Source organism: Rhodoblastus acidophilus (assembly GCF_025961575.1).
GTDB classification, from domain to species: domain Bacteria; phylum Pseudomonadota; class Alphaproteobacteria; order Rhizobiales; family Beijerinckiaceae; genus Rhodoblastus; species Rhodoblastus acidophilus_C.
The window spans coordinates 1-21,431 of sequence record NZ_JAOQNX010000013.1; the positions used below are offsets into that span (position 1 = coordinate 1).

A 21,431-nucleotide genomic window follows, 5' to 3' on the forward strand; every position below is an offset into this window, starting at 1 on the left:
CGCCTGGAACAAGCTCACCGATCTGCCAGACGTCATCACCTCAATCGGAATGCGCGACTGGGCGCATGTGGGTCAGACATGAGGGCCGTTAGTATTATCCGTTTTGACGTAAGCTCTGGCCCAAGCCGAGGACCAGAGAATGAAGCTCAAGCGCTTCAGCTAGAGCATCGCGGGGGCGTGGATCGAAACAAACTTGCTGGAAACGGGGCCACCCGGAAGGCATCAGCTCGTCCCTCAGATTCCCAATCTTGCTTACCGAGCGATTACCAAGGAAGATAGCTTCTATTTTTGTTGTCAAAAATATCGGCTAAGATGCTGGTTTTAAATGGTGTCCCGGAAGGGATTCGAACCCCTGACCTACGGTTTAGGAAACCGTTGCTCTATCCTGCTGAGCTACCGGGACACGCGCGACGGAATGGACCGCACGCATCACGCTCTAGCACAAAATTGTTCACTGAAAAACATTTCCCATGGCCGCGACCGGCTAACCTGCGTCCATGCGTCTCGTCCTTGCCGCCTGTCTGACCGTCCTTCGCTTCTCCGCCGCAGCGGGCGCCGAATGCCCCGCCGGACAGCGGGAGCCCGCCGAACTTGCGTCAGTCGGCGAGCGGCTGGATCTCCGCCTCGTCGACGGCCGCCTGGTCTATTTTCCCGCCTTGGAGCCGCCGCGCGCCAGCTCGGCGCAGCCGGACCGCGCCGCCGCTGCCGCCGCGCAAATACAGGCGTTTTTGCATGGGAAGACTTTGTTCCTACAAAAACTCGGCCCTCCCGACCGCTGGGGGCGGCTTCCGGCGCTGCTGTTCGCGCCCGACCAGGACGAATCGGTGGACGAAATCCTGGTCGGCGCCGGCCTGGCGATGCGCGGAATCGGCGCCGCGCCTTGCGACAGCGGCGTCCGGCGCGCCGAGGCCGCGGCGCGTGCGGCGCGCGTCGGCCTTTGGGCCGATCCGGCCTTCGCCGTGCTCGCCGCGGATCGCACCCAGGATTTCGCCGGTCGCGCCGGCGTCCTGACCCTGGTCGAGGGCCGCGTCGCCTCGATCGGCCGCACCTCGGCGCGGCTTTACCTGAATTTCGGCGCCTTTGGCGGCTTTTACGCCACCATCGCCAAACGCCACATCCAGGCCTTTGAACGCGCGGGCTTTTCCGAAGCGGCTCTGCGAAAGGGAAAGCTTCGCCTGCGCGGTGTTGTCGAATTGACGCGCGGACCCCACATGGAATTGTTCCATCCTGACCAAATCGAGTCTATGGATGAGCCGCCGGACGCGAAGCCCGGACCGAAATTTTGACGGCGCGAGCCGAAACGGGCGAAGAGGACATGGCGGGGAAGCGAAGGCAGGCGCGGCGGTTTTCCGGATTTGGGCCGGCCCTCGCAACGCTCCTGCTGCTGGCCGGCTGTTCGACGCTCGAACGCCAGGGCGGGCTCGACGTGGAAACGCCGGCGCCCGCGCCGCCCAAGCCAGCCGTCGCCGATACCGCCGAGCGCAAAAAGCTGATCGCCATGTTCGGCGGCGAATATCGCTGGCCCCGGGCGGAAAATTATCTGAACGACGTCCTGAACAAGCTGGCGCGGGTCAGCGACACGCCGAATCAGCCCTATCGCGTCACTATCCTCAATTCGGGCGCGATCAACGCCTTCGCCTTGCCGAGCGGCGACCTGTTCGTCACCCGCGGCCTGCTGGCCCTCGCCAATGACACCGCGGAAATCGCCGCGGTCATGGCGCATGAGATCGGGCATGTCACCGCCCGCCACGCTTTCTTGCGCGCCGAGCAGGAAAAGACCGCGCAGGTGATCACCCGCGCCGCCACGGTGATCCAGAGCCGGCAGAAGGGCGAGCAGCTCGAATCGAGCTCCGCTCTGTCGCTCGCCGGCTTTTCCCGCCAGCAGGAGCTGGAGGCCGACCGGATCGGCATACGCGCGGCGGCGCGCGCCGGCTACGATCCGTTCGGCGCCTCGCGATTCCTCGCCGCGCTGGGACGCGCTTCGGAATTGCGCAACGAAATGACCGGACAAAAGAGCGACAAGCCCGACCTGCTGTCCAGCCATCCCTCGACGCCCGAGCGCATCGCCGGGGCGCTTTCGGAGGCCCGGCAGATCGGCGCGCCCGGCGTGGGCGACATCGGCCGCGCGCCCTATCTTGCCGCCATCGACGGAATGGCCTATGGCGACGATCCCAAGGACGGGGCCATTGTCGGGCGCCAGTTCCTGCATCCCCGCCTGGGCTTCGCCTTCGAGGCGCCCGAAGGCTTTGTGCTGGAAAACTCCCATGCGGCGGTGCTCGGCGTCGCCGACGGCGGGGCCGAAGCCTTGCGGCTCGACAGCGTGCGCGCCCCCGCCGGCAAGAGCCTGACCGCCTATCTGACCTCGGGCTGGATCGACGGTTTGTTGCCGTCTTCGGTCGAGACCGGCCAGGTCAACGGCCTGCCCGCCGTCTTCGCCGACGCGCGCGCCGGCGAATGGAATTTTCGCGTCGCGGTGATCGCCTGGCGCGACGATTTCTACCGCATCATCTTCGCGGTGAAGGCGCTGACGCCCGAGATGCGGCAAAGATTCGCCGCCTCGATCAACAGTTTTCGTCCGCTGGCGCCGGAGGAGGCGAAGGTCGCGGCGACCCTGCGTCTGCGCATCGTGACGGCGGGCAAGCAGGACACGATCGCCACGCTGGCGGCGCGGATGATGACGGGCGACCACGCGACCGAGCAGTTCTTGATGCTCAACGGGATTGGCGAGGACGGGGTGAAGCCCGGAGAAAGCTACAAAATCGTCAGCAATTGAAGGGGCGCGCATCAGGGGGCGCTCCCCGGATGCGCGCGCGGAAAAGCGAAAAAAATCAGGCGAGTTCGCGGGCCAGACGTTCAAAGATCGCCACCGCCTCGTCCGGGGTGGCGCGATCCACCGCGCCGGCGTTGACCTCTTCCTGGCTCCACATCCAGGATTGCACGGGGTCGTCGCGCATCGCCCATTTCGGGAACAGGCGTTCGGAGACCGCGCGGCGGCTCAGCACCTTGACCCCGACGTGGCGACGATCCCTGGAAATGCGCTGAAAGGCCGCCTCGACCGCCTCTTGCGGTCCTTCGAGCAATTGCAGGTAGATATCGGCGCGGCAGATCAGCGCCCCGGTGACGTCGTCGCGCTCGTTGCGCTGGCGCGAGGTCACGAGGATGCCGCGGAGGTCGCTGACGTCGAAGCCGAGCGGCTGCGAGGCGTAAATCAATTGGGTCATCGTCATAGGCATACTCCTTCGCCGGGCTTCTTTCGCACCGCAAAATGAAATCCGCTGCGATATGGCATGGCGCCGCGGGCGCTGTCGAGACGCTGCGGCATTTTGGATTGCGACCCAATCTTTCCCGCCGGCGAGCCCCACACAAACGAAAAGCGGCGGGTTTCCCCGCCGCTTCGATGATCCGTTGAAAAAGGATCAGTAGTTGTAGGCGCGTTCGCCGTGGTCGGTGACGTCGAGGCCTTCGCGCTCCTGGTCCGGCGCCGGACGCAGGCCCACGGTCCAGTCGACGATCTTGTAGAGGATCAGCGAACCGATGCCCGACCACAGCAGGGTGGCGCCCACGGCCGTGCCCTGCGAGATCATCTGCTGGACCAGGTCGTAGGTGCCGGCGTTGTTGCCGGAGATGTTGGTGTAGTCGGTGATGCCGACGCCGCCGAGAGCCGGGTTCACCAGAATGCCGGTGGCCAGCGCGCCGGTGATGCCGCCGATGCCGTGCACGCCGAACACGTCGAGCGAGTCGTCATAGCCGAGCGCATTCTTCACCGTGGAGACGAAGAACAGGCAGATCGGCGAGACCAGTAGGCCGAGCACCAGCGAACCGATCGGGCCGGCGAAGCCGGACGCCGGGGTCACGGCGACGAGGCCGGCGACGGCGCCCGAGATCAGGCCGAGCAGCGAGGGCTTGCCCTTGACCGCCCATTCCGTGAGCAGCCACGACAGCGCCGCGCCGGCGGTGGCGACCATGGTGTTGACGAAGGCCAGCGACGCGGAGGACGAGGCTTCGAGAGCGGAACCCGCGTTGAAGCCGAACCAGCCGACCCACAGCAGCGAGGCGCCGATCATGCTCATGGTGAGCGAGTGGGGCGGCAGGGCTTCGCGGCCATAGCCGATGCGCTTGCCGATCACCAGGGCGCCGACCAGGCCGGCGATGCCCGCGTTGATGTGCACCACGGTGCCGCCCGCGAAGTCGAGCGCGCCCGTGCCGTTCATCCACGGCGCAAGGCCGCCGGCGATCCAGCCCACGCCGTGGGTGAGTTCGTCAAGCTTGGCTTGCGCGGCGGCCTTGGAGGCTTCGTCCGTCGCGGCGGCGACAGCCTTGGCGGCGGCGGCGAGGTCATCCGGCGCGGCGACATACCAGACCCAGTGCGCGATCGGGAAATAGATCAGCGTCGACCACAGCAGGATGAACAGGATGCACGCCGAGAACTTGATGCGTTCGGCGAAGGCGCCGACGATCAGGGCGGGGGTGATCATGGCGAAGGTCATCTGGAACACGAAATAGGTGAGTTCCGGAAGCACGACGCCGTTGGAGAAGGTCGCGACCGTCGCGTCGGCCACGCCCTTGCCTTCCGGCGCGATGCGCAGGAACGCCTTGCCTAGGCCGCCGACATAATTGGTGAGGGCGCCGCCGTCGCCGAAGGCGAGGCTATAGCCGTAAAGGGTCCAGATCACGCCCACCAGCGACACGATGGTCAACACCTGGGTCAGCACTGACAGCATGTTCTTGGTGCGGACGAGACCGCCGTAGAACAGGGCCAGGCCGGGAATGGACATCATCAGCACCAGCGCGCTGGAGACGAGCATCCAGGCGTTGTCGCCCTTGTTGACCGCCGGCGCGGCGACGGCCGCGGCGGAGGCGGCGGCCTGGGCGGCGGGAACCGCGTCCTCGGCGTGGGCGGCGGCGGCGCAGAGCGCGACGCCGGCCAACGCGAGGCCGAGCGCTTTCAGCCCGGTCTGGCGAGAGGGGAGGAATTGCATCATGGGACTCCTGGGGAACTTAACAAGGAAAGGTCGCGGCGACTCAGAGCGCGTCGGAATCGCGCTCGCCGGTGCGGATGCGGATCGCCTGTTCGAGCGGGCTGACGAAAATCTTGCCATCGCCGATCTGGCCGGTGCGCGCGGCGCCGGAAATGGCGTCGATCGCCTTGCCGACGAGATCGGCGGCCACCGCGACTTCGATCTTCAGTTTCGGCAGGAAGCTCACGGCATATTCCGCGCCGCGATAGATTTCGGTATGGCCCTTCTGGCGGCCGTAGCCCTTCACTTCCGTGACCGTGAGGCCGTGGACGCCGACCGCGGTCAGCGCGTCGCGCACCTCATCCAGTTTGAACGGTTTGATGATCGCCGTTACGATTTTCATTTGTTGATCCCTGTTTTTGGCGAAAGAAAACTTCGCTTCTTGGGCGGGCCGGCCGGGCACAGCCGGCGACCGCCTCTGCCTTAACAAGGACCATGCCAGAGCCGGACTCGTAGGGATTCATTAGGTTTTTTGAGCAGAAGCGCGGCTTTTCCCGCGCAATCCGCCTGCCGGAGAGGCAGATGGTGATAAATTAGGCAGACTCGCGCAGAGGTCGTGCGGCTGGCGCCTTTTTCATCACCATTGGCCGACGCCCGGCGCCGGATCGCGGCGCAGCCGGATCAGGCCTTCCTGGGCGACCGAGGCGATCAGCGCGCCATCGCGGCTGTAGAGCGCGCCCCGGCTGAACCCGAGGCCGCCGCGCGCGCTGGGGCTGTCCTGCACATAAAGCATCCACTCGTCGGCGCGAAACGGGCGGTGCAGCCACAGCGCGTGGTCGAGGCTCGCCGCCTGGATGTCGGGATGGAAGACGGAGCGGCCATGCGCGATCAGCGAGGTGTCGAGCAGGGTCATGTCGGAAAAATAGGCCAGCGTCGCGCGATGCAGCGCGGGATCGTCGGGCAGGGGCGCGGTGGCGCGCACCCAGACTTTTTGCACGGGATCGTCCTGCTTCCCGCGCGAAATATAGCGGCCGGGGTCGACGGGCCGCATTTCGATGGGACGCTCGCGCTGAAAATAGCGGCGCACCGGCTCCGGCATCTGATCGCCATAGCGTCTGATAAAATCGCTCTCGTCGGGCAGGCTTTCGGGCGACGGGACCTCCGGCGGCGCAAAGGCGTGCTCGAGCCCGTCCTCCGCGTTGAAGAACGAGGCGGCCAGCGAAAAAATGACGCGGCCGTGCTGGATGGCCTGGCAGCGGCGGGTCGCAAAACTGCGGCCGTCGCGAATGCGCTCGACCTGATAGACGATCGGGGTCGCGGGGTCGCCGCCGAGCAGGAAATAGGCGTGGAGGGAATGGGCGCCCGCCTGCGGAACGGTGCGCTGCGCCGCCACGAGCGCCTGGGCGATCACCAGCCCGCCGAACACGCGCTGCCAGCCCACCTGCGGGCTGCGGCCGCGAAACAGATTTTCCTCGATCTTTTCGAGATCGAGAATCTCAAGCAATTCCTCGACGGCCCGCGCCATGATCCCGTTCCCTCAAAACAGAAACGCCGCGGCCAAGGCCGCGGCGCCGATTCGGTTCACAATTGAACGCTTGCGGTCGAAACGGTCAAGCGTGCAGCGATTCTCCGTGCAAAGCGAGGTCGAGGCCCTCGCGCTCCTGGTCCGGGCTGGCGCGCAGGCCAATGGCGAGATCGACGATCTTGAGGACGAGGGCGGTGCCGAGCGCGCACCACAGGCCGACCACGACCACGCCGACGCCTTGGATCATCAGCTGATGCCAATTGCCTTCGATCAGGCCGGAAATGCCCGGCTGTCCGTCGGCGGCGCTCACCGAGGCCGTGGCGAACACGCCCGCCAGCAGCGTGCCCAAAAATCCGCCAATGCCGTGGACGCCGAACACGTCGAGCGAGTCGTCGTAGCGCAGCTTCATTTTCAGCACGGTCGAAGCCCAGAAGCAGATGAAGCCGGCGAGCAGGCCGATGACCGCGCCATGCCAGGGCAGGACGAAGCCCGAAGCCGGGGTGATCGTGCCCAGACCTGCGACTGCGCCGGAGATCAGGCCGAGCACGGAGGGCTTGCCGCGCTCGATCCATTCGATGCCGCCCCAGACCAGCGCGCCGGCGCAGGCGGACAGATGGGTGGCGGTGATGGCGTAGACGGCGCGCGAGCCCACGCCGAGCGCCGAACCGCCATTGAAGCCGAACCAGCCGACCCAGAGCAGGCCGAGGCCGACAAAGGCCATGGACAGATCATAAGGCGACAGGTTTTCGCGCCCATAACCCATGCGGTTGCCGACCATCAGCGCGGCGACGAGGCCCGCCACGCCGGCATTGATATGCACCACGGTGCCGCCGGCGAAGTCGATCACGCCCAGGGTCTGCAAAAATCCATTGCCCCAGACCCAGTGCGCGCTGGGAATATAGACGACGAACAGCCAGAGCACGGCGAACAGGCTGAAGGCCGAGAATTTCATCCGGTCTGCCGTGGCGCCGCCGACCAGGGCGACGGTGATGACGGCGAAGGTCATCTGATAGATGCAGAACAATAGTTCCGGAATGGTCTTGGCCAGCGGACTGATCGCATCCAGGCCGATGCCGCTCAGGAAGGGGGCGGAAAAATCGCCGATCCAGGCGCCGTCGCCGCGAAAGGTCAGGCTGTAGCCGATCCCGAACCACAGCAGCGACACCAGAGCCGTCGCCATCAGGCTCTGCGCCATTGTGGCGAGCACGTTCTTCTTGCGCACCATGCCGGCATAGAACAGGGCCAGACCCGGCAGGGTCATCATCAGCACCAGCGCGGTGGCGAAAATCATGAAGCCGGTGTCGGCGGCGTCGATCTTGGACTCGGCGGCGAAAGCGGGCGTCGCGCAGCAAAGCAGTCCCAGAGCCCCGGCGAGGCCGGGGCGGGCAAGAAATCTTCTCATGGGGAAGGCCTTTGTTTGCGGTCAGACCGCGTCGTTATCGGTCTCGCCGGTGCGGATGCGCACGGCATGTTCGATCGGGCTGACGAAAATCTTGCCGTCGCCGATCTGTCCGGTCCGGGAGGCCGCGACAATGGCCTCGAGCGCCGAATCGACCTGGTCGTCGCGGACGACGATCTCGACGCGCAGCTTCGGCAGGAAGCTGACCATATATTCGGCGCCGCGATAGATTTCGGTGTGGCCCTTCTGCCGCCCGTAACCCTTGGCCTCGCTGACGGTCATGCCGTCGATTTTCAATTCCAGCAGCCGTTCGCGGACTTCGTCGAGTTTGAAGGGCTTGATGATGGCGGTGATGAGCTTCATGGGCGGGACCAGAAAATAGTCGTTATGCCTGACAGGTGTGCGCAAGCTGGGGCATTTTTAGGCACAGGCGGCGCGAGAGTCATGCGCAAATTTTAACTAGAATGCCAACCTGTCAGGCAATTCGCCTAGGAATCAGGCTGCGTCATCCTCCAGGCGACGGGCCTCTTCCGGTAGCATGATCGGAATGCCGTCACGGATCGGATAGGCGAGGCGCGCCGCCAGCGACACCAGTTCGTTGCGCTCGGCATCGTAGCGCAGCACCGTCTTGGTCAGCGGGCAGACCAGGATTTCCAGCAGGCGCGGGTCGATGCCGGCGGCGGCGGCGACGGATTTTCTTTCCTCGGTCATGTCAGATCCTATTGCAGGGGGCGGTCGGTGTGGGTGGCGCGCGACAGGGCGATTTCCGCGAGCGCCAGCAGCAGGTCGGCGCGGCCGGTCAGGCCCGAGGTCTCCAGCAACGCCTGCTTCTCAGACGGACTGAACGGGCCGATCATCGAAAACACGGAGATCATGTCGAAATCCGGCATGGCCTCGATGTCCTTGCGGGCGATGTCGAGTTTCAGCGCCTTGGCGAGGTCGAAGGCGATGACGTTGAGGCCGTCGCGCCGCTCCGGCGAAATGGTTTCTTCCGGAGCGAAATCATCGGAAAATTCGGAAAAGTCGACGCGCGCCCGGCGGTACGGGGCCTCGACCGGCAGCTCCTCGACCAGCCGGAAGCGCGCGATGCCGCTAAGCACGACAAAATAGCGGCCGTCGCCGGTTTCCGACATCTGGGTGATGCGGCCGGCCGCGCCGATTGGCCGCAGCGGCGGCGTTTCGCCCGGCGCGCCGTCGCGGTCGTCGCGCGGCTGGATCATGCCGATGATGCGCTCGCCGCGCATGGCGTCGTCGAACATGGCGAGATAGCGCGGCTCGAAAATGTTCAGCGGCAATTGCCCGCCCGGCAGCAGGATGGCGCCGGTGAGCGGGAACAGCGGCAAGTCCTCGGGAAGCTCCGCGGGCGCCCGATAGGGTTTGTTCATCCCCATGCAGGCGCCTCAGGAAAACAGCAGCGCCGACAATTGCCGGCGCGCGCTGCGGGTGGCGGGATCGGTCGGCCCCCAGCTGTCGAAAAATTCCAGCAGCAATTTGCGCGCGGCCTCGTCGTTCCACTTGCGGTCCTGCTTGACGATCACCAGCAGCTCCTGCGCCGCCGCCTCGCGTTTGCCGCTGGCGTTGAGGGCGACGGCGAGATCATAGCGCGCTTGAGGATCGTGCGGCGCGGTTTCGACGCGCGCCAGCAGCAAGGCCATGTCGCCGACCGCGCCGGCCTTTTCCTCCAGCGCGAAAGCGGCGCGGGCCGCAGCGACAGCCGGATTGCTGGCGTGCTTCTCCGGGATTTGCGCCAGAATCGCCTTGGCCTGCTCCGAATCGCCCTGCGCCAGCCCGCAGCGGGCGAGGCCGGCGAGCGCCGCGGGATTTTCCGGATCGTTTTGCAGGATTTGCGCGAATCCCGCTTCCGCCACAGCGACTTGCCCGGCGTCGAGCAAGGCTTGCGATTCGGCGAGCAAAGCCTCGACATCGACGCCGCCCGGCCCGAGCAGGCGCTGAATGAACGCCTTGATCTCGCTTTCAGGCTGCGCGCCGGAAAAAGCGTCGGCCATCTGGCCCTGGACGAAGGCGACCACGGCCGGCACTGACTGGATGCCCATTTTCTGCGCGATCTGCGGGTGTTCGTCGATGTTCATCTTGGCGAGCCGCACTTTGCCGCGCGCCTCGCGAACGATCTTTTCCAGGCGGGGGGTGAGCTGTTTGCACGGCCCGCACCAGGGCGCCCAGAAATCCACCAGCACCGGGCGGTCAAAGGATTCCTCCATCACTTCGGTGCGGAACCCTTGCAGGGTGACGTCGACGATATCGGGCCTTTGCGGCGCCGGGGCGGAGGCAGGCGTTTGCGGGCCGGGCATGAGGCATTCCATTGCGGGCGGGACGAAATTTATCGGGTAAAATGGCGGCGCGCCGGCCCTTTCGCAAGTTTTTTGGCGCGGAGGGCCAGGAATTTATCGCTGAGGTCTCGCATTTCGATTTTTGAAAAAAGTGGTCACGGCCCTGTTGCAATGTCCAAAAGTTTGCGGCATACAGCCGTCACGCCGCAGCGAGCGGCGCTTGACGGATGCGGGTGTAGCTCAGGGGTAGAGCACAACCTTGCCAAGGTTGGGGTCGAGGGTTCGAATCCCTTCGCCCGCTCCAGTCAAACTTTTGGTCAGACCCAGGCCAGCTTGCAACAAGCAAAATCTCCCAACCAGATAAATAATACAGAGACGAACGGACGCGCTCACGCGGGGCGCTCTGCCCTGTTGCAATGTCCAAAAGTTTGCGGCATATAGCCGTCACGCCGCAGCGAGCGGCGCTTGACGGATGCGGGTGTAGCTCAGGGGTAGAGCACAACCTTGCCAAGGTTGGGGTCGAGGGTTCGAATCCCTTCGCCCGCTCCAGTCAAACGTTCGGCCCGACCCAGGCCAGCTTGCAACAAGCAAATCTCCCAACCTCATCCAAGTGAATGGACGCGCTCAAGCGGGGCGCGTCGCCAAGACCTTGTCGATGCGGCGGCCGTCGAGATCGACCACTTCGAATCGCCATCCGGCGATGTCGACATGTTCGCCCGTCGCCGGCAGGCGGCGCATGGCGTGGAGAATCAGCCCGGCCATGGTCTCGAAATCGCCCTGCGGCAAACGGAAGCCGAGGTGATCCGCGACTTCGTCGGCCGGCGTCGCGCCGGCGATCAGCCAGGAGCCGTCGGCGCGGCGCAGGATTTCATGCTCGTCGGCGCTGTCGTCGGAACGGAAGGCGCCGGCGATGGTGTCGAGCACGTCGGCTGGGGTCGCCAATCCCTCGAACTGGCCATATTCGTCATGCACCAGCGCCACCGGGACCTCCGCCGCGCGCAGGGTCGCCAGCAGGTCGAGCGCGTCGAGCCCTTCCGGAACCACGGGCGCAGCCTTGAGCAGCGCGCGAAAATCGATCGGGCCGCCGCCCAGCGCGGCGTCGAGCACGTCCTTCACCTGCAGCACGCCGAGGAATTCATCCGGCGAACTCTCGGAAACCGGCAGGCGGGAATGGCGCGCCTTTCGAATCGCTTGCAGGATTTCCGACTCGGGCTGCGACAGATCGAGCCATTCGACCTCGGTGCGCGGCGTCATCATCGAGCGCGCGGTGCGGTCGCCCATGCGCAGGACGGCGGAGATCATGCGATGCTCGTCGCGTTCGATCACGCCGGCGCCGGCGGCCTCCGCCACCAGGGTCTTGATTTCCTCTTCGGTCACGCCGCGCGAATCGGCGGAGGGCTCGCCCAGCAGTCTGAACACCAGTCTCGTCGAGGCGTCGAGCAGCCAGACCAGCGGCGCGGCGACCCGCGAAATCGCCGCCATGGCCGGGGCGACGATGCAGGCGATGCTCTCGGGATCGCGCAGCGCCAGCTGTTTGGGAACGAGTTCGCCGACCACCACGGACAAATAGGTGATGGCGCCGAGCACCAGGCCGAAACCGGCGGGCTCCGCGATCCAATTTGGCACGTTTTGCCCGCGCAAAAAATCCGTCAGCGCCGCGCCCAGGGCCGCGCCGGAAAAGGCGCCGGCGAGCACGCCAATCGAGGTGATGCCGATCTGCACCGTGGAGAGAAAGCGCCCCGGCGATTCGGCGAGCCGCAAGGCCGCGCGCGCGCCGGCGCGGCCGCTGTCGGCCAGGGCGGCGAGTCGGGATTTGCGCGCCGAGACCAGCGCAAGTTCGGACAAGGCGAAGACGGCGTTAAGCGCGATCAGGCCGATCGCGATGGCGAGTTCAAGCAAGTCTGGAGCTCAGGCCGGACGGCCTCCTCTGAGGATAATCCGTCATCATAGACGGGAGCCGCCAAGAGGCAAATTCCGGCAAATTCCGGCAAATTCCGCCGCCTCAGCTCGTCGGAACCGCGGGTAGCGGCGCGCGCGCGTGTCGCCGCGCCTCCGCCCGGGACAGGCCAAGAGCGAGCAGAATCCGCTCCGCCGCCTCCACGCCGGCCTCGAAAGCGCGCTCCGGGCGATCGAGGATCGAAGCGATGGCGCCGATGGTCGCGCCGGAAATGAAGTTCACAACGGAGTCCGTCTGCGCCTCGGGAAAATCATAGAGTCCGCGCGCGCGCCCTTCGCGCAGGTCGGCCAGGGCCTGTCCGGTCCAGATTTCGCGCAAGGCCGCCGCGCCGAAGCCGAAACGGATGATGAATCGCCCGATCTCCAGGTCGTGGGCGGCGATGAGAACATGCAGCTTGATGCCGGTGGCGAGCCGCGGCGCCGGCTCGTCCAGGCCCGCAATGGCGTGCTCCACCTGCGCGCGCATATGGGCGGCGAGTTGCACGGCGACGGCGTCGAACAGGCCGGTGAGATCGTCGAGATTGTTGTAGACGGTGCCGCGCGCGACGCCGGCGGCCTGCGCCAGCTCCTTGACATTGACCTGCATGGCTCCGCGTTCGCCGAACAATTTGAGGGCGGCGCGGAGAATCTGGCTCTGGGCGGCTGTGGTCATCGACATGCCCCGGCGGAGAGGTTCTCTTATAGCATTTGAACACTTGTGTTCAAAGTGGTCGCCGCTTATCATCGCCGAAGCTTCGATCACAGGAGTTCTGGCTATGCGCCATGGGATGAGCGGGCTTTCACGGCAAATGGCTGTCGCTTTGGTCGCCGCGCTCGCAATTTTTCCGCCCTCCGCCGCCGCCCTGGCGAACGACAAACTCGACGCGCTGATCGAGAAATTCCGGCCGAAATCCCTGCCGGCCGGTTTTGCCTCGGCCAACGGCCGGCTGGAATCGGAGCAGGTGGAAATCGCCACCAAACTGCCCGGTCGCATCGCCGAAGTGCTGGTCAAGGAAGGCGAGGCGGTCGACCAGGGCCAGGTGTTGGCGCGCATGGACGTCGCCGACATTCGCGCGCAATTGAGCGCGGCGGAAGCCCAGGAGCGCCGCGCCCAGCAGGCGCAGGTCCTGGCCGAAGCGGTGATCGCCCAGCGCGAGAGCGAGCTGAAACTGGCGGACCAGGAGCTTTCGCGCGCGGACGCTCTGTTCGAAAAGGGGTTCGCCACCGCGGCGCTGCGCGACCAGCGCCAGTCCGTCAAAAACGTCGCCTTCGCCGCGCTCAACGCGGGAAAGGCCAGTCTGAACGATTCCATCGCCGCCATCGACGCCGCGCGCGCGGAAATCACGCGCATCAACACGCTTTTGGACGACAGCGCGCTCAAAGCGCCCCGGCGCGGCCGCATCCAGTACCGGTTGGCGCAGGCCGGCGAAGTCTTGGGGGCGGGGTCGCGGGTTCTCACCCTGATCGACCTCACCGACGTCTACATGACCGTGTTCGTCCCCGCGCATGTGGCGACCCTGCTCGCCTATAACGACGACGCGCGGCTGATCATCGACGCCATCCCGCAATATGTCATTCCCGCAAAAGTCTCCTTCATCGCCAGCGAGGCGCAATTCACGCCCAAAGTGGTGGAGACGCAGGAGGAGCGGGAAAAGCTGATGTTCCGCGTCAAGCTGACCCTGCCGCCCGACCTGCTGCGCAAATATGAGCAGGAGGTCAAAACCGGCGTCCGCGGCATGGCCTATTTGCGCATCGACCCCAAAAAAGACTGGCCCGACGCGCTCAAAGTCAAGCTGCCGCAATGACCGACGTCGCCGCCCTCGACAACGTCACCCATTTATATGGGGCGACGCGGGCGCTCGACGGGGTGTCTCTCAAACTCCCCGCGGGAAAGATGATCGGGCTGATCGGCCCTGACGGCGTCGGCAAATCGACCCTGCTGGCGCTGGTGGCGGGCGTCCGGCGCATCCAGAGCGGAAGCGTGACGGCGCTCGGCGGCGACATGGCGGATGCGCGCCACCGCGCCGCCTGCGCCGCGCGCATCGCCTATATGCCGCAGGGGCTCGGCAAGAATCTCTATCCGACGCTGTCGGTGTTCGAAAACCTGGATTTCTTCGGCCGGCTGTTCGGCCAGGGCAGGGCGGAGCGCGAGGCGCGCATCGCGGAACTTTTGCAATCCACCGGCCTCGATCCGTTTCCCGATCGTCCCGCCGGGAAATTGTCGGGCGGCATGAAGCAGAAGCTGTCGCTGTGCTGCGCGCTGATCCACGACCCCGACCTGCTGATCCTCGACGAGCCGACCACCGGCGTCGACCCGCTGTCGCGCCGGCAGTTCTGGGACCTGATCGACCGTATCCGCGCGCGGCGGCCCGGCATGAGCGTCGCCGTCGCCACCGCCTATATGGAGGAGGCCGAGCGTTTCGACTGGCTCGCCGCTCTGGACGGCGGCAAGATCATCGGCTCCGGCGCCCCCGCCGAATTGCGCGCCCTCACCGGCGAAAAGACGCTCGACGCCGCCTTCATCGCCCTGCTGCCGCCGGAAGCGCGCGCGGACCATTGCGACGTCGTCTTGCCGCCGCTGAAGGAAGGCGAGGGGTTCGCCATCGAGGCGGAAAACCTCACCTGTCGCTTCGGCGATTTCACCGCGGTGGATCACGTCAATTTCCGCATCAGGCGCGGCGAAATCTTTGGCTTCCTCGGCTCCAACGGCTGCGGCAAGTCTACGACCATGAAAATGCTCACCGGACTGCTGGCGCCGACCGAGGGCGAGGCGCTTCTGTTCGGGCAAAAACTCGATGCGGGCGACACGGCGACGCGGCGGCGCGTCGGCTATATGTCGCAGAATTTCTCGCTCTATTCCGAACTCACGGTGCGGCAGAATCTTGTGCTGCACGCGCAATTGTTCGAACTGCCGGAGCCCGGCGCCTCCGCGCGGGTGAAAGAGTTGCTGGAGCGTTTCGGGCTCGACGCCGTTGCGGACCAGAAGCCGGAAAGCCTGCCGCTGGGCATGCGCCAGCGCCTGCAGCTCGCGGTCGCGGTGCTGCACAAGCCCGAGGTCCTGATCCTCGACGAACCCACCTCCGGCGTCGATCCGGTGGCGCGGGATTCGTTCTGGCGCCTGCTGATCGGCCTGTCCCGCGAAGACGGCGTGACGATTTTCATCTCCACCCATTTCATGAACGAGGCGGAGCGCTGCGACCGCATTTCGCTCATGCATGCGGGCAGGGTGCTGGCGGTCGACGCGCCGGCCGCGCTGGTGCAAGCGCGCGGAAAACCCGATCTGGAACAGACCTTCATCAGCTATCTCGAGGAGGCCGCGGATTTCGCCGAGCCGAAAGAGGCCGCCGGTTTTTCCGCGGAGCGGACGAGCAGCGCAAAGATCCGCAGCTTCGATCCCGCGCGCCTGTGGGCCTATGCGCGCCGCGAGGCCATGGAGATCTTGCGCGATCGCCTCAGGCTGGTCTTCGCCTTCGTCGGGCCGCTCACGCTGATGCTCACCTTCGGCTACGGCATTTCCTTCGACGTCGAAAACCTCGCCTATGCCGTCTATGACCAGGACAATTCGCTGGAAAGCCGTGAGCTGCTGGAAAATTTTGCGGGCTCCCGCTATTTCGCCCAAAAACCCGACATCACCTCCGCCAGCGAGATCGACCGCCGGCTGGCGAATGGCGAACTCAAGCTGGCGCTGGAAATTCCCGCCGGTTTCGGCCGCGACCTCGTGAGCGGCAAGAGCCCGCAGGCGGCGGCGTGGATCGACGGCGCCATGCCGTTTCGCGCCGACACGATCCGCTCCTATGTCTCCGGCATTTCGCAGATCTGGCTTGCCGAACAGCAGCGCCGGCGCGGCCTGACCGTCTCGGCCTCGCCGATCAACATCGAAGCGCGCTTCCGCTACAACCAGGCGTTCAAGAGCGTCTATTCGATCATTCCCGGCGTGTTCATGCTGATCCTGATGCTGGTGCCCTCCATGCTGACGGCGCTCGGCGTGGTCCGGGAAAAGGAGGTGGGCTCCATCGCCAATTTCCGCTCGACGCCGGTGACGCGAACGGAGTTTTTGCTCGGCAAGCAGGCGCCCTATGTCGCGCTGTCGTTCATCAGTTTCGGCGTGCTGCTGGCGACGGCGATCGTGCTGTTCGGACTGCCGGTGCGCGGCTCCGCGCTCGCGCTGATTCTCGGCGCGGCCTTCTATATCTATGCGACGACCTCGCTGGGCATCCTGTTCTCGACCTTCGTGCGCACGCAAGTTGCGGCCTTGTTTCTCACCGCGGTCGTCTCGATTATTCCCGCCGTCAATTTTTCCGGTCTGCTCGTTCCCGTGGCGTCGCTGTCCGAGAGCGGGCGGCTCGCCGGCCTGGTCTTTCCCTGCGGCTGGTTCCAGGAAATCAGCATCGGCGCTTTCACCAAGGGCCTGGGTTTCGACCATCTCGCGCCGAACCTGCTGGTTCTCCTGGCCTTCGGTCTGGGCTACCAGCTCTGCGCTTTGATCGCTTTGCGCAAGCAGGAGGCGTGACATGCTGTCGAGCCTGTGGCGCATTGCGAAATTGAGCGGCAAGGAATTCCGCAGCCTGCTCGCCGATCCCGTGCTGGTCGCGATCATCGTCTATGTGTTCACCGTCGCGGTGGTGCAGGTGGCGACGGGGCTGAAATTCGAGGTCGAATCCGCGCAGGTCGCCGTGGTCGACGAGGACCATTCGGATCTGTCGCGGCGCATTGTCGCCTCTCTGCTGCCGCCGCTGTTCAAGACGGCGGATGTGATCGCGCCCTCGCAGATCGATCCCGGCATGGACAGCGGCCGCTATGTCTTTGTCGTGGAGATCCCGCCGAAATTCGAGGCGGAGGCGCTGGCCGGCAAGACGCCTTCGATCCAGATCAATGTCGACGCCACCGCCATGGCGCTCGCCGGCAATGGCGCCGTCTATATCCAGCAGATCATCAACCGGGAAACTGCGGCCTTCCTCACCCGGTCGGATCAAACCGGCGTGGCGCCGGTCGATCTAGTGGTGCGCTCGAAATTCAATCCGAACTTGAATTCCATGTGGTTCACCGCCGTGATGGAGGTGATCAACAATGTCGCCATCCTGTCGATCATTCTCACCGGCTCCGCGCTGATCCGCGAGCGCGAGCACGGCACCATCGAGCATCTGCTGGTGATGCCGGTGACGCCGGTCGAAATCATGCTGGCGAAAATCGTCGCCAATGGCGCCGTGATCGTCGGCGCCTCGCTCGCCTCGCTGCTATTGGTCGTGCATTGGGGCTTGGGGATTCCGATTGCGGGGTCGGTGACGCTGTTCGTCGCGGGCTCCATCCTGTTCATGATCTCGGTGACCGCGCTTGGCCTGCTGCTCGCCACTTTCGCGCGCACCATGCCGCAGTTCGGCCTGCTTTCCCTGCCGGTGATCATCATCCTTTACCTGCTGTCGGGCAGCACCACGCCGCTCGAAACCATGCCGGATTGGCTGCAATTCGTGATGAAGTTCACGCCCAACACCCATTTCGTCGCCTTCGCCCAGGCGGTGCTCTATCGTGGCGCGGGAATCGAACAGGTCTGGCCGCAGATGCTGGTGATGGCTGTGCTCGGCGTCGCCACGCTGGCGCTGTGCCGCAAGCGTTTCGCGGCGACGATCAGCGCGCAGGATTAGAGCATTTTCGAGCGAAGTGGATGCCGGTTCGCGTGAAGAAAATTCGTTAAAACAACGAGCTAGAGTGCATTCGGTGAAGGGGAGTTCACCGAATGCGCTCTAGTGACGTAGCGGGGTCTGTTCGTCGCCGTCGGGGATGAAGCAGCCGTGGAACCCCAGCGGGATGCGGAACCCGAACCAGGCGCGCGCCGCCAGCCTGAGATCGACGGGCTCGCGAATGTCGACAAAACTCTCGTCATGGTCGCTGTCATAGCCGAGATGGGCGATCCAGGATTTGCCGGCTTTGTCGGCGAGCACGACGGGTTCGCCCAACATCTGCCCTTGCGCCGCGCGGATTTCGCGAAAGCGTCGGCCGTCCCATGAGGTCAGCGTGTCGAAGGCCAGGGGATCGCCGGGGGCGTCGCTGGTGCGCAAGGCGTAGATCGTCTCCATGCTGCGGCCGAGCGTGCGCGGATCGACGGCGGGGAATTCCACCAGCGCGGCCTCGGTCAGCGTGGCGCGCGACAGCGTCTTGGTTTCGAGATCGATGCTGAACTCGGTCATTTGCGATTTGGGCTGGCTCAGCCCCGCCTCGCGCCCCCAGCCTTCCAGCATGCGGAAACCGGCGGCGGCCTCGATCTCCATGGAGACAAGCCGGATGGTTTTCCCGTCCTCGCTCTCCACCGCATTGGCGTGGTGAAAAATCATGTGGGCGGGATGGCTTTCGATGGTGATCGGGACTCCGCTCCCATCCTTGCGCGCCACGATGATGCGCAGAGGCCTGTCCCCTTCGGCGACGAGATTTTCGGCGATGCTCGAGCGGTTGCGCAGGATGCCCCAGAGATTGATGTGGACCGGCGGCAGCGCCACGATGATGTAGCTTTTGGTGATCATGAAATCATGCACGGGATAAAAGCCGCCGACGCGCAGCCGCGCGATGATTTCAAACTCATCCCGGCCCGCGGGAAGGCGACCCAGCAGAAGTTCGGTGGGAAGCCCCGGTTTCAGGCCATAGGCGAACACGTCGCCGGTGACCGGATCGCGTTTCGGATGCGCGGTGAACGTGGTGCGCGCCGGCCAGCTCTTGCCGAAATCGCAGGAGCCGAGACAGTCCAGCGTCTCCGCATCGATCGCCACGGGCGGCGCGCCTTCCGACAAGGCGAAATTCTGATTGGCCATTGCGAAGACGTTGACGCTTGGCGGACTTTTGACGCCGAGCGCCCGGCTGGGGCAGCGCGTGCCGAACTCGTGATAGCGCATCCGCCCGCAATGGCGTTCATGCTGGCGCTCGCGCGTCTCAAGGAAACGCGAGCGCCCGGACAGGCGGCCGTTCTCAAAGCGCAGGGCGGTGAGATAGGCGTCGCCGTCGAACAGATGGCCGAGCGGCACATCGAAATTCTCTTTCTGCCCCGGACTGTTGCGCAGCAGCACGCCGCAGATGTCGCGCGGGATTTCTCCCTCCACGGCGCGGGGAAGCCAGGGGCCTTCATGAGTCGCCGTGCGAAAGGCGAGATAGCTCAGCCGTCCCGAGCGCGCTTTCGCGCTCCAGGGCTCGTGCGATGAAAATGAGGAGAGCGGGCCCTTGAACGCGCTGGCGTCGCGGGCTGACTTGCGGGCGAAGAAATTCATCAAAAACCTCTAAGGTGTGTCGCCGGACAGAAACCGTTGCAGCGGGGCGAGCGAGGCGGCGGGGTTTTCCTCGAAGGGCAGGTGGCCGAGGTTCGGCAGCCGCACGAGCGTCGCGTGGGGCAGGTCGCGCAAAAACAGGTCTGCCTCGTCGATGGGGATGACGCCGTCGCGTTCGCCCCACAGCAGCAGGGTCGGGGTCTTGATGCTGGCGAGGATCGGGGCGGGATCGCGCGGGCGCATCTGGCTCCAGCGCGCGACAATGGCCTGGCGTACGCCGGGCGCCAGCAGCAGGTCGCTGTAGCGGGTGAGCGTGGCCTCGCTGAGAGATTCGATGTTGGCGTAAGCGGCGGAGAGACCGGCCTTCACCACGCTGCGCGGCGGCGCCAGATATTCCAGCGCCCGCATCGGCCAAGGCGCGGCGGCGTTGGGTTCAGTCCTTGCGTCGGTCTTGCCTTGGTCGCCGGGGAGCGCGCCAAACCCTTCCGGCGAAACCAGAACCATGCGGGTGACGCGGTCGGGATGCTCGGCGGCGAATTTCCAGGCGATGCGCCCGCCCATGGAATTGCCGACCAGGTTGGCGCGGGCGACGCCTAGCTCATTCATAAGGTCGGTGAGGATTTTCGTTTCGCGGGCGTCGCTGTAATCGCCGGTCGGATCGGCGCCGGTGAGCCCGAAGCCGGGAAGGTCGAAGCGGATCACCCTATAGCGCGTCGACAAGGTTTTGGCCCAGGGCTCCCAGGTATCGAGGCTGGCGCAAAAGCCGTGCAGCAGGATGACGGCGGGGGCGTCGCGCGGACCGGTGTCGCGCAACCGGAGGCGCACGCCATCGACCATGTGATAGTCGCCGGGATAGGCGGCTTCGAGCTCCGCGCGGGGTTTGTCCGGCGCGTAGAGGGCAAGGGGCAGGGCGATGGTCGCGGCGGCGGCCGGCCCAGCCAGCCAGGAGAGGATCGGCATGGTGATAAGGCTCCCGCGCGCAAGATTCCTGCCGATGAGGAGGTCATCGGTTGGCGCTTGGCGCTCTCGTGAAAGGTGTCAAGGAGCAAACCGTTATTTTCCGAATCAGTTCCTGCGGGGAGCCCGCAACCGCCGGAAACCCAGGGCTTTGGCGGAGTTTTGCATCATTGAGCTGGGGCGCGGCCTGGAGTAGGCTCGGGGCGCGCTTCGTCCTGCCGGCTTAAAGGAGCGGATGAATGATACGGATTTGGCTCGCGGCGGCGGTCGCGTTTGTCTCCTGTGCGTCTCTTCATGCGGCGACGCCGGCGGAGGACGCCTATCTCGCGGCCCGCGCCGCCGCCGTCGCCAAGGTCAAGGCGGCGCTCGACGCCAAGACGAAAGAGGAGGCCGTCGCCAAACTGGAGGAGTCCGAACGGGCGGAGCTGCTGAAGCAATTGTCCGCGCTCATCGGCCGCAAGCCGCAGGGGTATGAGCAGGGCGAGCTTTCGCCGGAAAGCCTGGCGCCGGATTCGCCCGGCGGCGATGCGCTGGACGCCGTGGTCTACGCCAAGGGCGAGAAGGACCCGAGCATCGCCGTCACCACGGAGGGGGTGGCGAACGCCTGGCTCGCCGCCGCGCGCGCCGATCCCGACCGCAAGACCCTCAACCTGCCGTCAAATCTTCCCGAAGCGCTGAAGGCGGTGAATTTTTACACGCTGGCGCTCGGCGGAGACGCCGCCTTCTCGCAGCTTGCGCCGGTTCCGACCAACGCCGAGCCGGGCGCCGTGGCGCTGCTGGGCGCCTTTGCGCAGGATGTCGGCCCGACCGCCCCGAATGTATTGGTGGTGAGCGTGTTGCGCGGCGGCCTGCTCTCGATCATCCAGGCGCCGCCGTCCAAGGAGCTGAAAATCCCGCCGGCCTGCAAGGCCGTGTGGACCTCCTTCGAGCAGAAGGCGAAAAAGGCGCAAAGGGCCTATCAGGCGTCCAAGGAGAAGGACGAATCCCAGTTCGAGGCGGCGCAAAAGGCCGAGGCCGAGGGCGACGAAGCCTGGCGGCAATGTTTCGCCAAGGCGCTGAAGCCGGACGATCTCGCCGCTCTGGGCCAGCAGGCGGATGCGCTGATCAAATTGCTGCCGTAAGGCG

At 65.5% G+C, this 21,431-nt stretch carries 19 protein-coding genes and 3 tRNA genes; 8 read left to right on the top strand and 14 right to left on the bottom strand.

From position 1 onward, the window contains the following. Window positions 1–326 precede the first annotated feature (326 nt). A tRNA-Arg gene (locus M2320_RS10765) sits at window positions 327–403 on the bottom strand. Between the two features lie 94 nt (window positions 404–497). On the opposite strand from M2320_RS10765, the gene M2320_RS10770 reads away from it, so the two are divergent. Both M2320_RS10770 and M2320_RS10775 read left to right on the top strand, forming a co-directional pair. Further along, on the top strand, window positions 498–1,286 hold the full coding sequence (locus M2320_RS10770; RefSeq protein ID WP_264597279.1) for a thermonuclease family protein: 789 nt from the start codon (window positions 498–500) through the stop codon (window positions 1,284–1,286). A gap of 29 nt (window positions 1,287–1,315) precedes the next feature. Further along, window positions 1,316–2,773 (top strand): M48 family metalloprotease, encoded by a 1,458-nt coding sequence (locus M2320_RS10775; protein ID WP_264597280.1) that lies wholly within the window; start codon window positions 1,316–1,318, stop codon window positions 2,771–2,773. Between the two features lie 55 nt (window positions 2,774–2,828). Here the strand turns inward: M2320_RS10775 and M2320_RS10780 are convergent, their stop codons facing one another. From M2320_RS10780 to trxA, 9 genes are all read right to left on the bottom strand, one after another. Further along, complete coding sequence (locus M2320_RS10780) at window positions 2,829–3,227, bottom strand: BLUF domain-containing protein (RefSeq protein ID WP_264597281.1); 399 nt, start codon at window positions 3,225–3,227, stop codon at window positions 2,829–2,831. A gap of 189 nt (window positions 3,228–3,416) precedes the next feature. After that, the gene (locus tag M2320_RS10785) at window positions 3,417–4,979 is read right to left on the bottom strand and encodes an ammonium transporter (protein ID WP_264597282.1); all 1,563 of its coding nucleotides are present in this window, start codon (window positions 4,977–4,979) and stop codon (window positions 3,417–3,419) included. 43 nt (window positions 4,980–5,022) lie between these two features. After that, window positions 5,023–5,361 (bottom strand): P-II family nitrogen regulator, encoded by a 339-nt coding sequence (locus M2320_RS10790; protein WP_184428868.1) that lies wholly within the window; start codon window positions 5,359–5,361, stop codon window positions 5,023–5,025. A 234-nt stretch (window positions 5,362–5,595) separates the two neighbouring features. Beyond that, window positions 5,596–6,483, bottom strand: a complete 888-nt coding sequence (gene tesB / locus M2320_RS10795; protein WP_264597283.1) for an acyl-CoA thioesterase II — start codon at window positions 6,481–6,483, stop codon at window positions 5,596–5,598. 85 nt (window positions 6,484–6,568) lie between these two features. After that, on the bottom strand, window positions 6,569–7,885 hold the full coding sequence (locus M2320_RS10800; RefSeq protein ID WP_264597284.1) for an ammonium transporter: 1,317 nt from the start codon (window positions 7,883–7,885) through the stop codon (window positions 6,569–6,571). 21 nt (window positions 7,886–7,906) lie between these two features. Continuing rightward, window positions 7,907–8,245 carry a P-II family nitrogen regulator gene (locus M2320_RS10805; protein ID WP_184428871.1) on the bottom strand — a complete coding sequence of 113 codons (339 nt, stop codon included), beginning with the start codon at window positions 8,243–8,245 and terminating at the stop codon, window positions 7,907–7,909. A gap of 132 nt (window positions 8,246–8,377) precedes the next feature. Beyond that, window positions 8,378–8,593: a Trm112 family protein gene (locus M2320_RS10810; protein WP_264597285.1), complete on the bottom strand. Its 216-nt coding sequence runs from the start codon at window positions 8,591–8,593 to the stop codon at window positions 8,378–8,380. An 8-nt stretch (window positions 8,594–8,601) separates the two neighbouring features. Continuing rightward, on the bottom strand, window positions 8,602–9,273 hold the full coding sequence (locus tag M2320_RS10815) for an LON peptidase substrate-binding domain-containing protein (protein WP_264597286.1): 672 nt from the start codon (window positions 9,271–9,273) through the stop codon (window positions 8,602–8,604). A gap of 9 nt (window positions 9,274–9,282) precedes the next feature. Next, complete coding sequence (gene trxA / locus M2320_RS10820) at window positions 9,283–10,191, bottom strand: thioredoxin (RefSeq protein ID WP_264597287.1); 909 nt, start codon at window positions 10,189–10,191, stop codon at window positions 9,283–9,285. Between the two features lie 208 nt (window positions 10,192–10,399). Here trxA and M2320_RS10825 point away from each other — a divergent pair. Next, window positions 10,400–10,474: transfer RNA gene (locus tag M2320_RS10825), tRNA-Gly, on the top strand. 170 nt (window positions 10,475–10,644) lie between these two features. Then, window positions 10,645–10,719 (top strand) — tRNA-Gly (locus M2320_RS10830). Between the two features lie 75 nt (window positions 10,720–10,794). Here M2320_RS10830 and M2320_RS10835 read toward each other — a convergent pair. Both M2320_RS10835 and M2320_RS10840 read right to left on the bottom strand, forming a co-directional pair. Beyond that, the gene (locus tag M2320_RS10835) at window positions 10,795–12,069 is read right to left on the bottom strand and encodes a hemolysin family protein (protein WP_264597288.1); all 1,275 of its coding nucleotides are present in this window, start codon (window positions 12,067–12,069) and stop codon (window positions 10,795–10,797) included. 103 nt (window positions 12,070–12,172) lie between these two features. Then, the gene (locus M2320_RS10840) at window positions 12,173–12,778 is read right to left on the bottom strand and encodes a TetR/AcrR family transcriptional regulator (RefSeq protein WP_264597289.1); all 606 of its coding nucleotides are present in this window, start codon (window positions 12,776–12,778) and stop codon (window positions 12,173–12,175) included. A gap of 136 nt (window positions 12,779–12,914) precedes the next feature. Between M2320_RS10840 and M2320_RS10845 the strand changes: the two genes are divergently transcribed. The 3 genes from M2320_RS10845 to M2320_RS10855 are packed head-to-tail and all read left to right on the top strand — an operon-like array spanning window position 12,915 to window position 17,744. Continuing rightward, the gene (locus tag M2320_RS10845) at window positions 12,915–13,910 is read left to right on the top strand and encodes an HlyD family secretion protein (RefSeq protein WP_264597290.1); all 996 of its coding nucleotides are present in this window, start codon (window positions 12,915–12,917) and stop codon (window positions 13,908–13,910) included. Then, on the top strand, window positions 13,907–16,615 hold the full coding sequence (rbbA, locus tag M2320_RS10850; RefSeq protein WP_264597291.1) for a ribosome-associated ATPase/putative transporter RbbA: 2,709 nt from the start codon (window positions 13,907–13,909) through the stop codon (window positions 16,613–16,615). The genes M2320_RS10845 and rbbA overlap by 4 nt, the downstream gene beginning before the upstream one ends. A 1-nt stretch (window position 16,616) precedes the next feature. Further along, window positions 16,617–17,744, top strand: coding sequence for an ABC transporter permease (locus tag M2320_RS10855; RefSeq protein ID WP_264597292.1), 1,128 nt, complete (start codon window positions 16,617–16,619; stop codon window positions 17,742–17,744). A gap of 99 nt (window positions 17,745–17,843) precedes the next feature. Here M2320_RS10855 and M2320_RS10860 read toward each other — a convergent pair whose 3' ends face one another. Both M2320_RS10860 and M2320_RS10865 read right to left on the bottom strand, forming a co-directional pair. After that, window positions 17,844–19,352, bottom strand: coding sequence for a carotenoid oxygenase family protein (locus M2320_RS10860; protein WP_264597293.1), 1,509 nt, complete (start codon window positions 19,350–19,352; stop codon window positions 17,844–17,846). A 9-nt stretch (window positions 19,353–19,361) separates the two neighbouring features. Continuing rightward, complete coding sequence (locus M2320_RS10865; RefSeq protein WP_264597294.1) at window positions 19,362–20,309, bottom strand: alpha/beta fold hydrolase; 948 nt, start codon at window positions 20,307–20,309, stop codon at window positions 19,362–19,364. A 236-nt stretch (window positions 20,310–20,545) separates the two neighbouring features. On the opposite strand from M2320_RS10865, the gene M2320_RS10870 reads away from it, so the two are divergent. Then, the gene (locus M2320_RS10870; protein ID WP_264597295.1) at window positions 20,546–21,427 is read left to right on the top strand and encodes a hypothetical protein; all 882 of its coding nucleotides are present in this window, start codon (window positions 20,546–20,548) and stop codon (window positions 21,425–21,427) included. The last annotated feature ends 4 nt before the right edge of the window (window positions 21,428–21,431 follow it).

Excerpts from the sequence above, each read along its gene's own strand:
- M2320_RS10790 (WP_184428868.1), bottom strand. The coding sequence starts at position 5,361 with ATGAAAATCGTAACGGCGATCATCAAACCGTTCAAACTGGATGAGGTG.
- M2320_RS10860 (WP_264597293.1), bottom strand. The coding sequence starts at position 19,352 with ATGAATTTCTTCGCCCGCAAGTCAGCCCGCGACGCCAGCGCGTTCAAG.
- M2320_RS10810 (WP_264597285.1), bottom strand. The coding sequence starts at position 8,593 with ATGACCGAGGAAAGAAAATCCGTCGCCGCCGCCGCCGGCATCGACCCG.
- M2320_RS10865 (WP_264597294.1), bottom strand. The coding sequence starts at position 20,309 with ATGCCGATCCTCTCCTGGCTGGCTGGGCCGGCCGCCGCCGCGACCATC.
- M2320_RS10840 (WP_264597289.1), bottom strand. The coding sequence starts at position 12,778 with ATGACCACAGCCGCCCAGAGCCAGATTCTCCGCGCCGCCCTCAAATTG.
- M2320_RS10785 (WP_264597282.1), bottom strand. The coding sequence starts at position 4,979 with ATGCAATTCCTCCCCTCTCGCCAGACCGGGCTGAAAGCGCTCGGCCTC.
- M2320_RS10775 (WP_264597280.1), top strand. The coding sequence starts at position 1,316 with ATGGCGGGGAAGCGAAGGCAGGCGCGGCGGTTTTCCGGATTTGGGCCG.
- M2320_RS10815 (WP_264597286.1), bottom strand. The coding sequence starts at position 9,273 with ATGGGGATGAACAAACCCTATCGGGCGCCCGCGGAGCTTCCCGAGGAC.
- trxA (WP_264597287.1), bottom strand. The coding sequence starts at position 10,191 with ATGCCCGGCCCGCAAACGCCTGCCTCCGCCCCGGCGCCGCAAAGGCCC.
- M2320_RS10805 (WP_184428871.1), bottom strand. The coding sequence starts at position 8,245 with ATGAAGCTCATCACCGCCATCATCAAGCCCTTCAAACTCGACGAAGTC.
- M2320_RS10845 (WP_264597290.1), top strand. The coding sequence starts at position 12,915 with ATGGCTGTCGCTTTGGTCGCCGCGCTCGCAATTTTTCCGCCCTCCGCC.
- M2320_RS10800 (WP_264597284.1), bottom strand. The coding sequence starts at position 7,885 with ATGAGAAGATTTCTTGCCCGCCCCGGCCTCGCCGGGGCTCTGGGACTG.
- tesB (WP_264597283.1), bottom strand. The coding sequence starts at position 6,483 with ATGGCGCGGGCCGTCGAGGAATTGCTTGAGATTCTCGATCTCGAAAAG.
- rbbA (WP_264597291.1), top strand. The coding sequence starts at position 13,907 with ATGACCGACGTCGCCGCCCTCGACAACGTCACCCATTTATATGGGGCG.
- M2320_RS10855 (WP_264597292.1), top strand. The coding sequence starts at position 16,617 with ATGCTGTCGAGCCTGTGGCGCATTGCGAAATTGAGCGGCAAGGAATTC.
- M2320_RS10780 (WP_264597281.1), bottom strand. The coding sequence starts at position 3,227 with ATGACGATGACCCAATTGATTTACGCCTCGCAGCCGCTCGGCTTCGAC.
- M2320_RS10870 (WP_264597295.1), top strand. The coding sequence starts at position 20,546 with ATGATACGGATTTGGCTCGCGGCGGCGGTCGCGTTTGTCTCCTGTGCG.
- M2320_RS10770 (WP_264597279.1), top strand. The coding sequence starts at position 498 with ATGCGTCTCGTCCTTGCCGCCTGTCTGACCGTCCTTCGCTTCTCCGCC.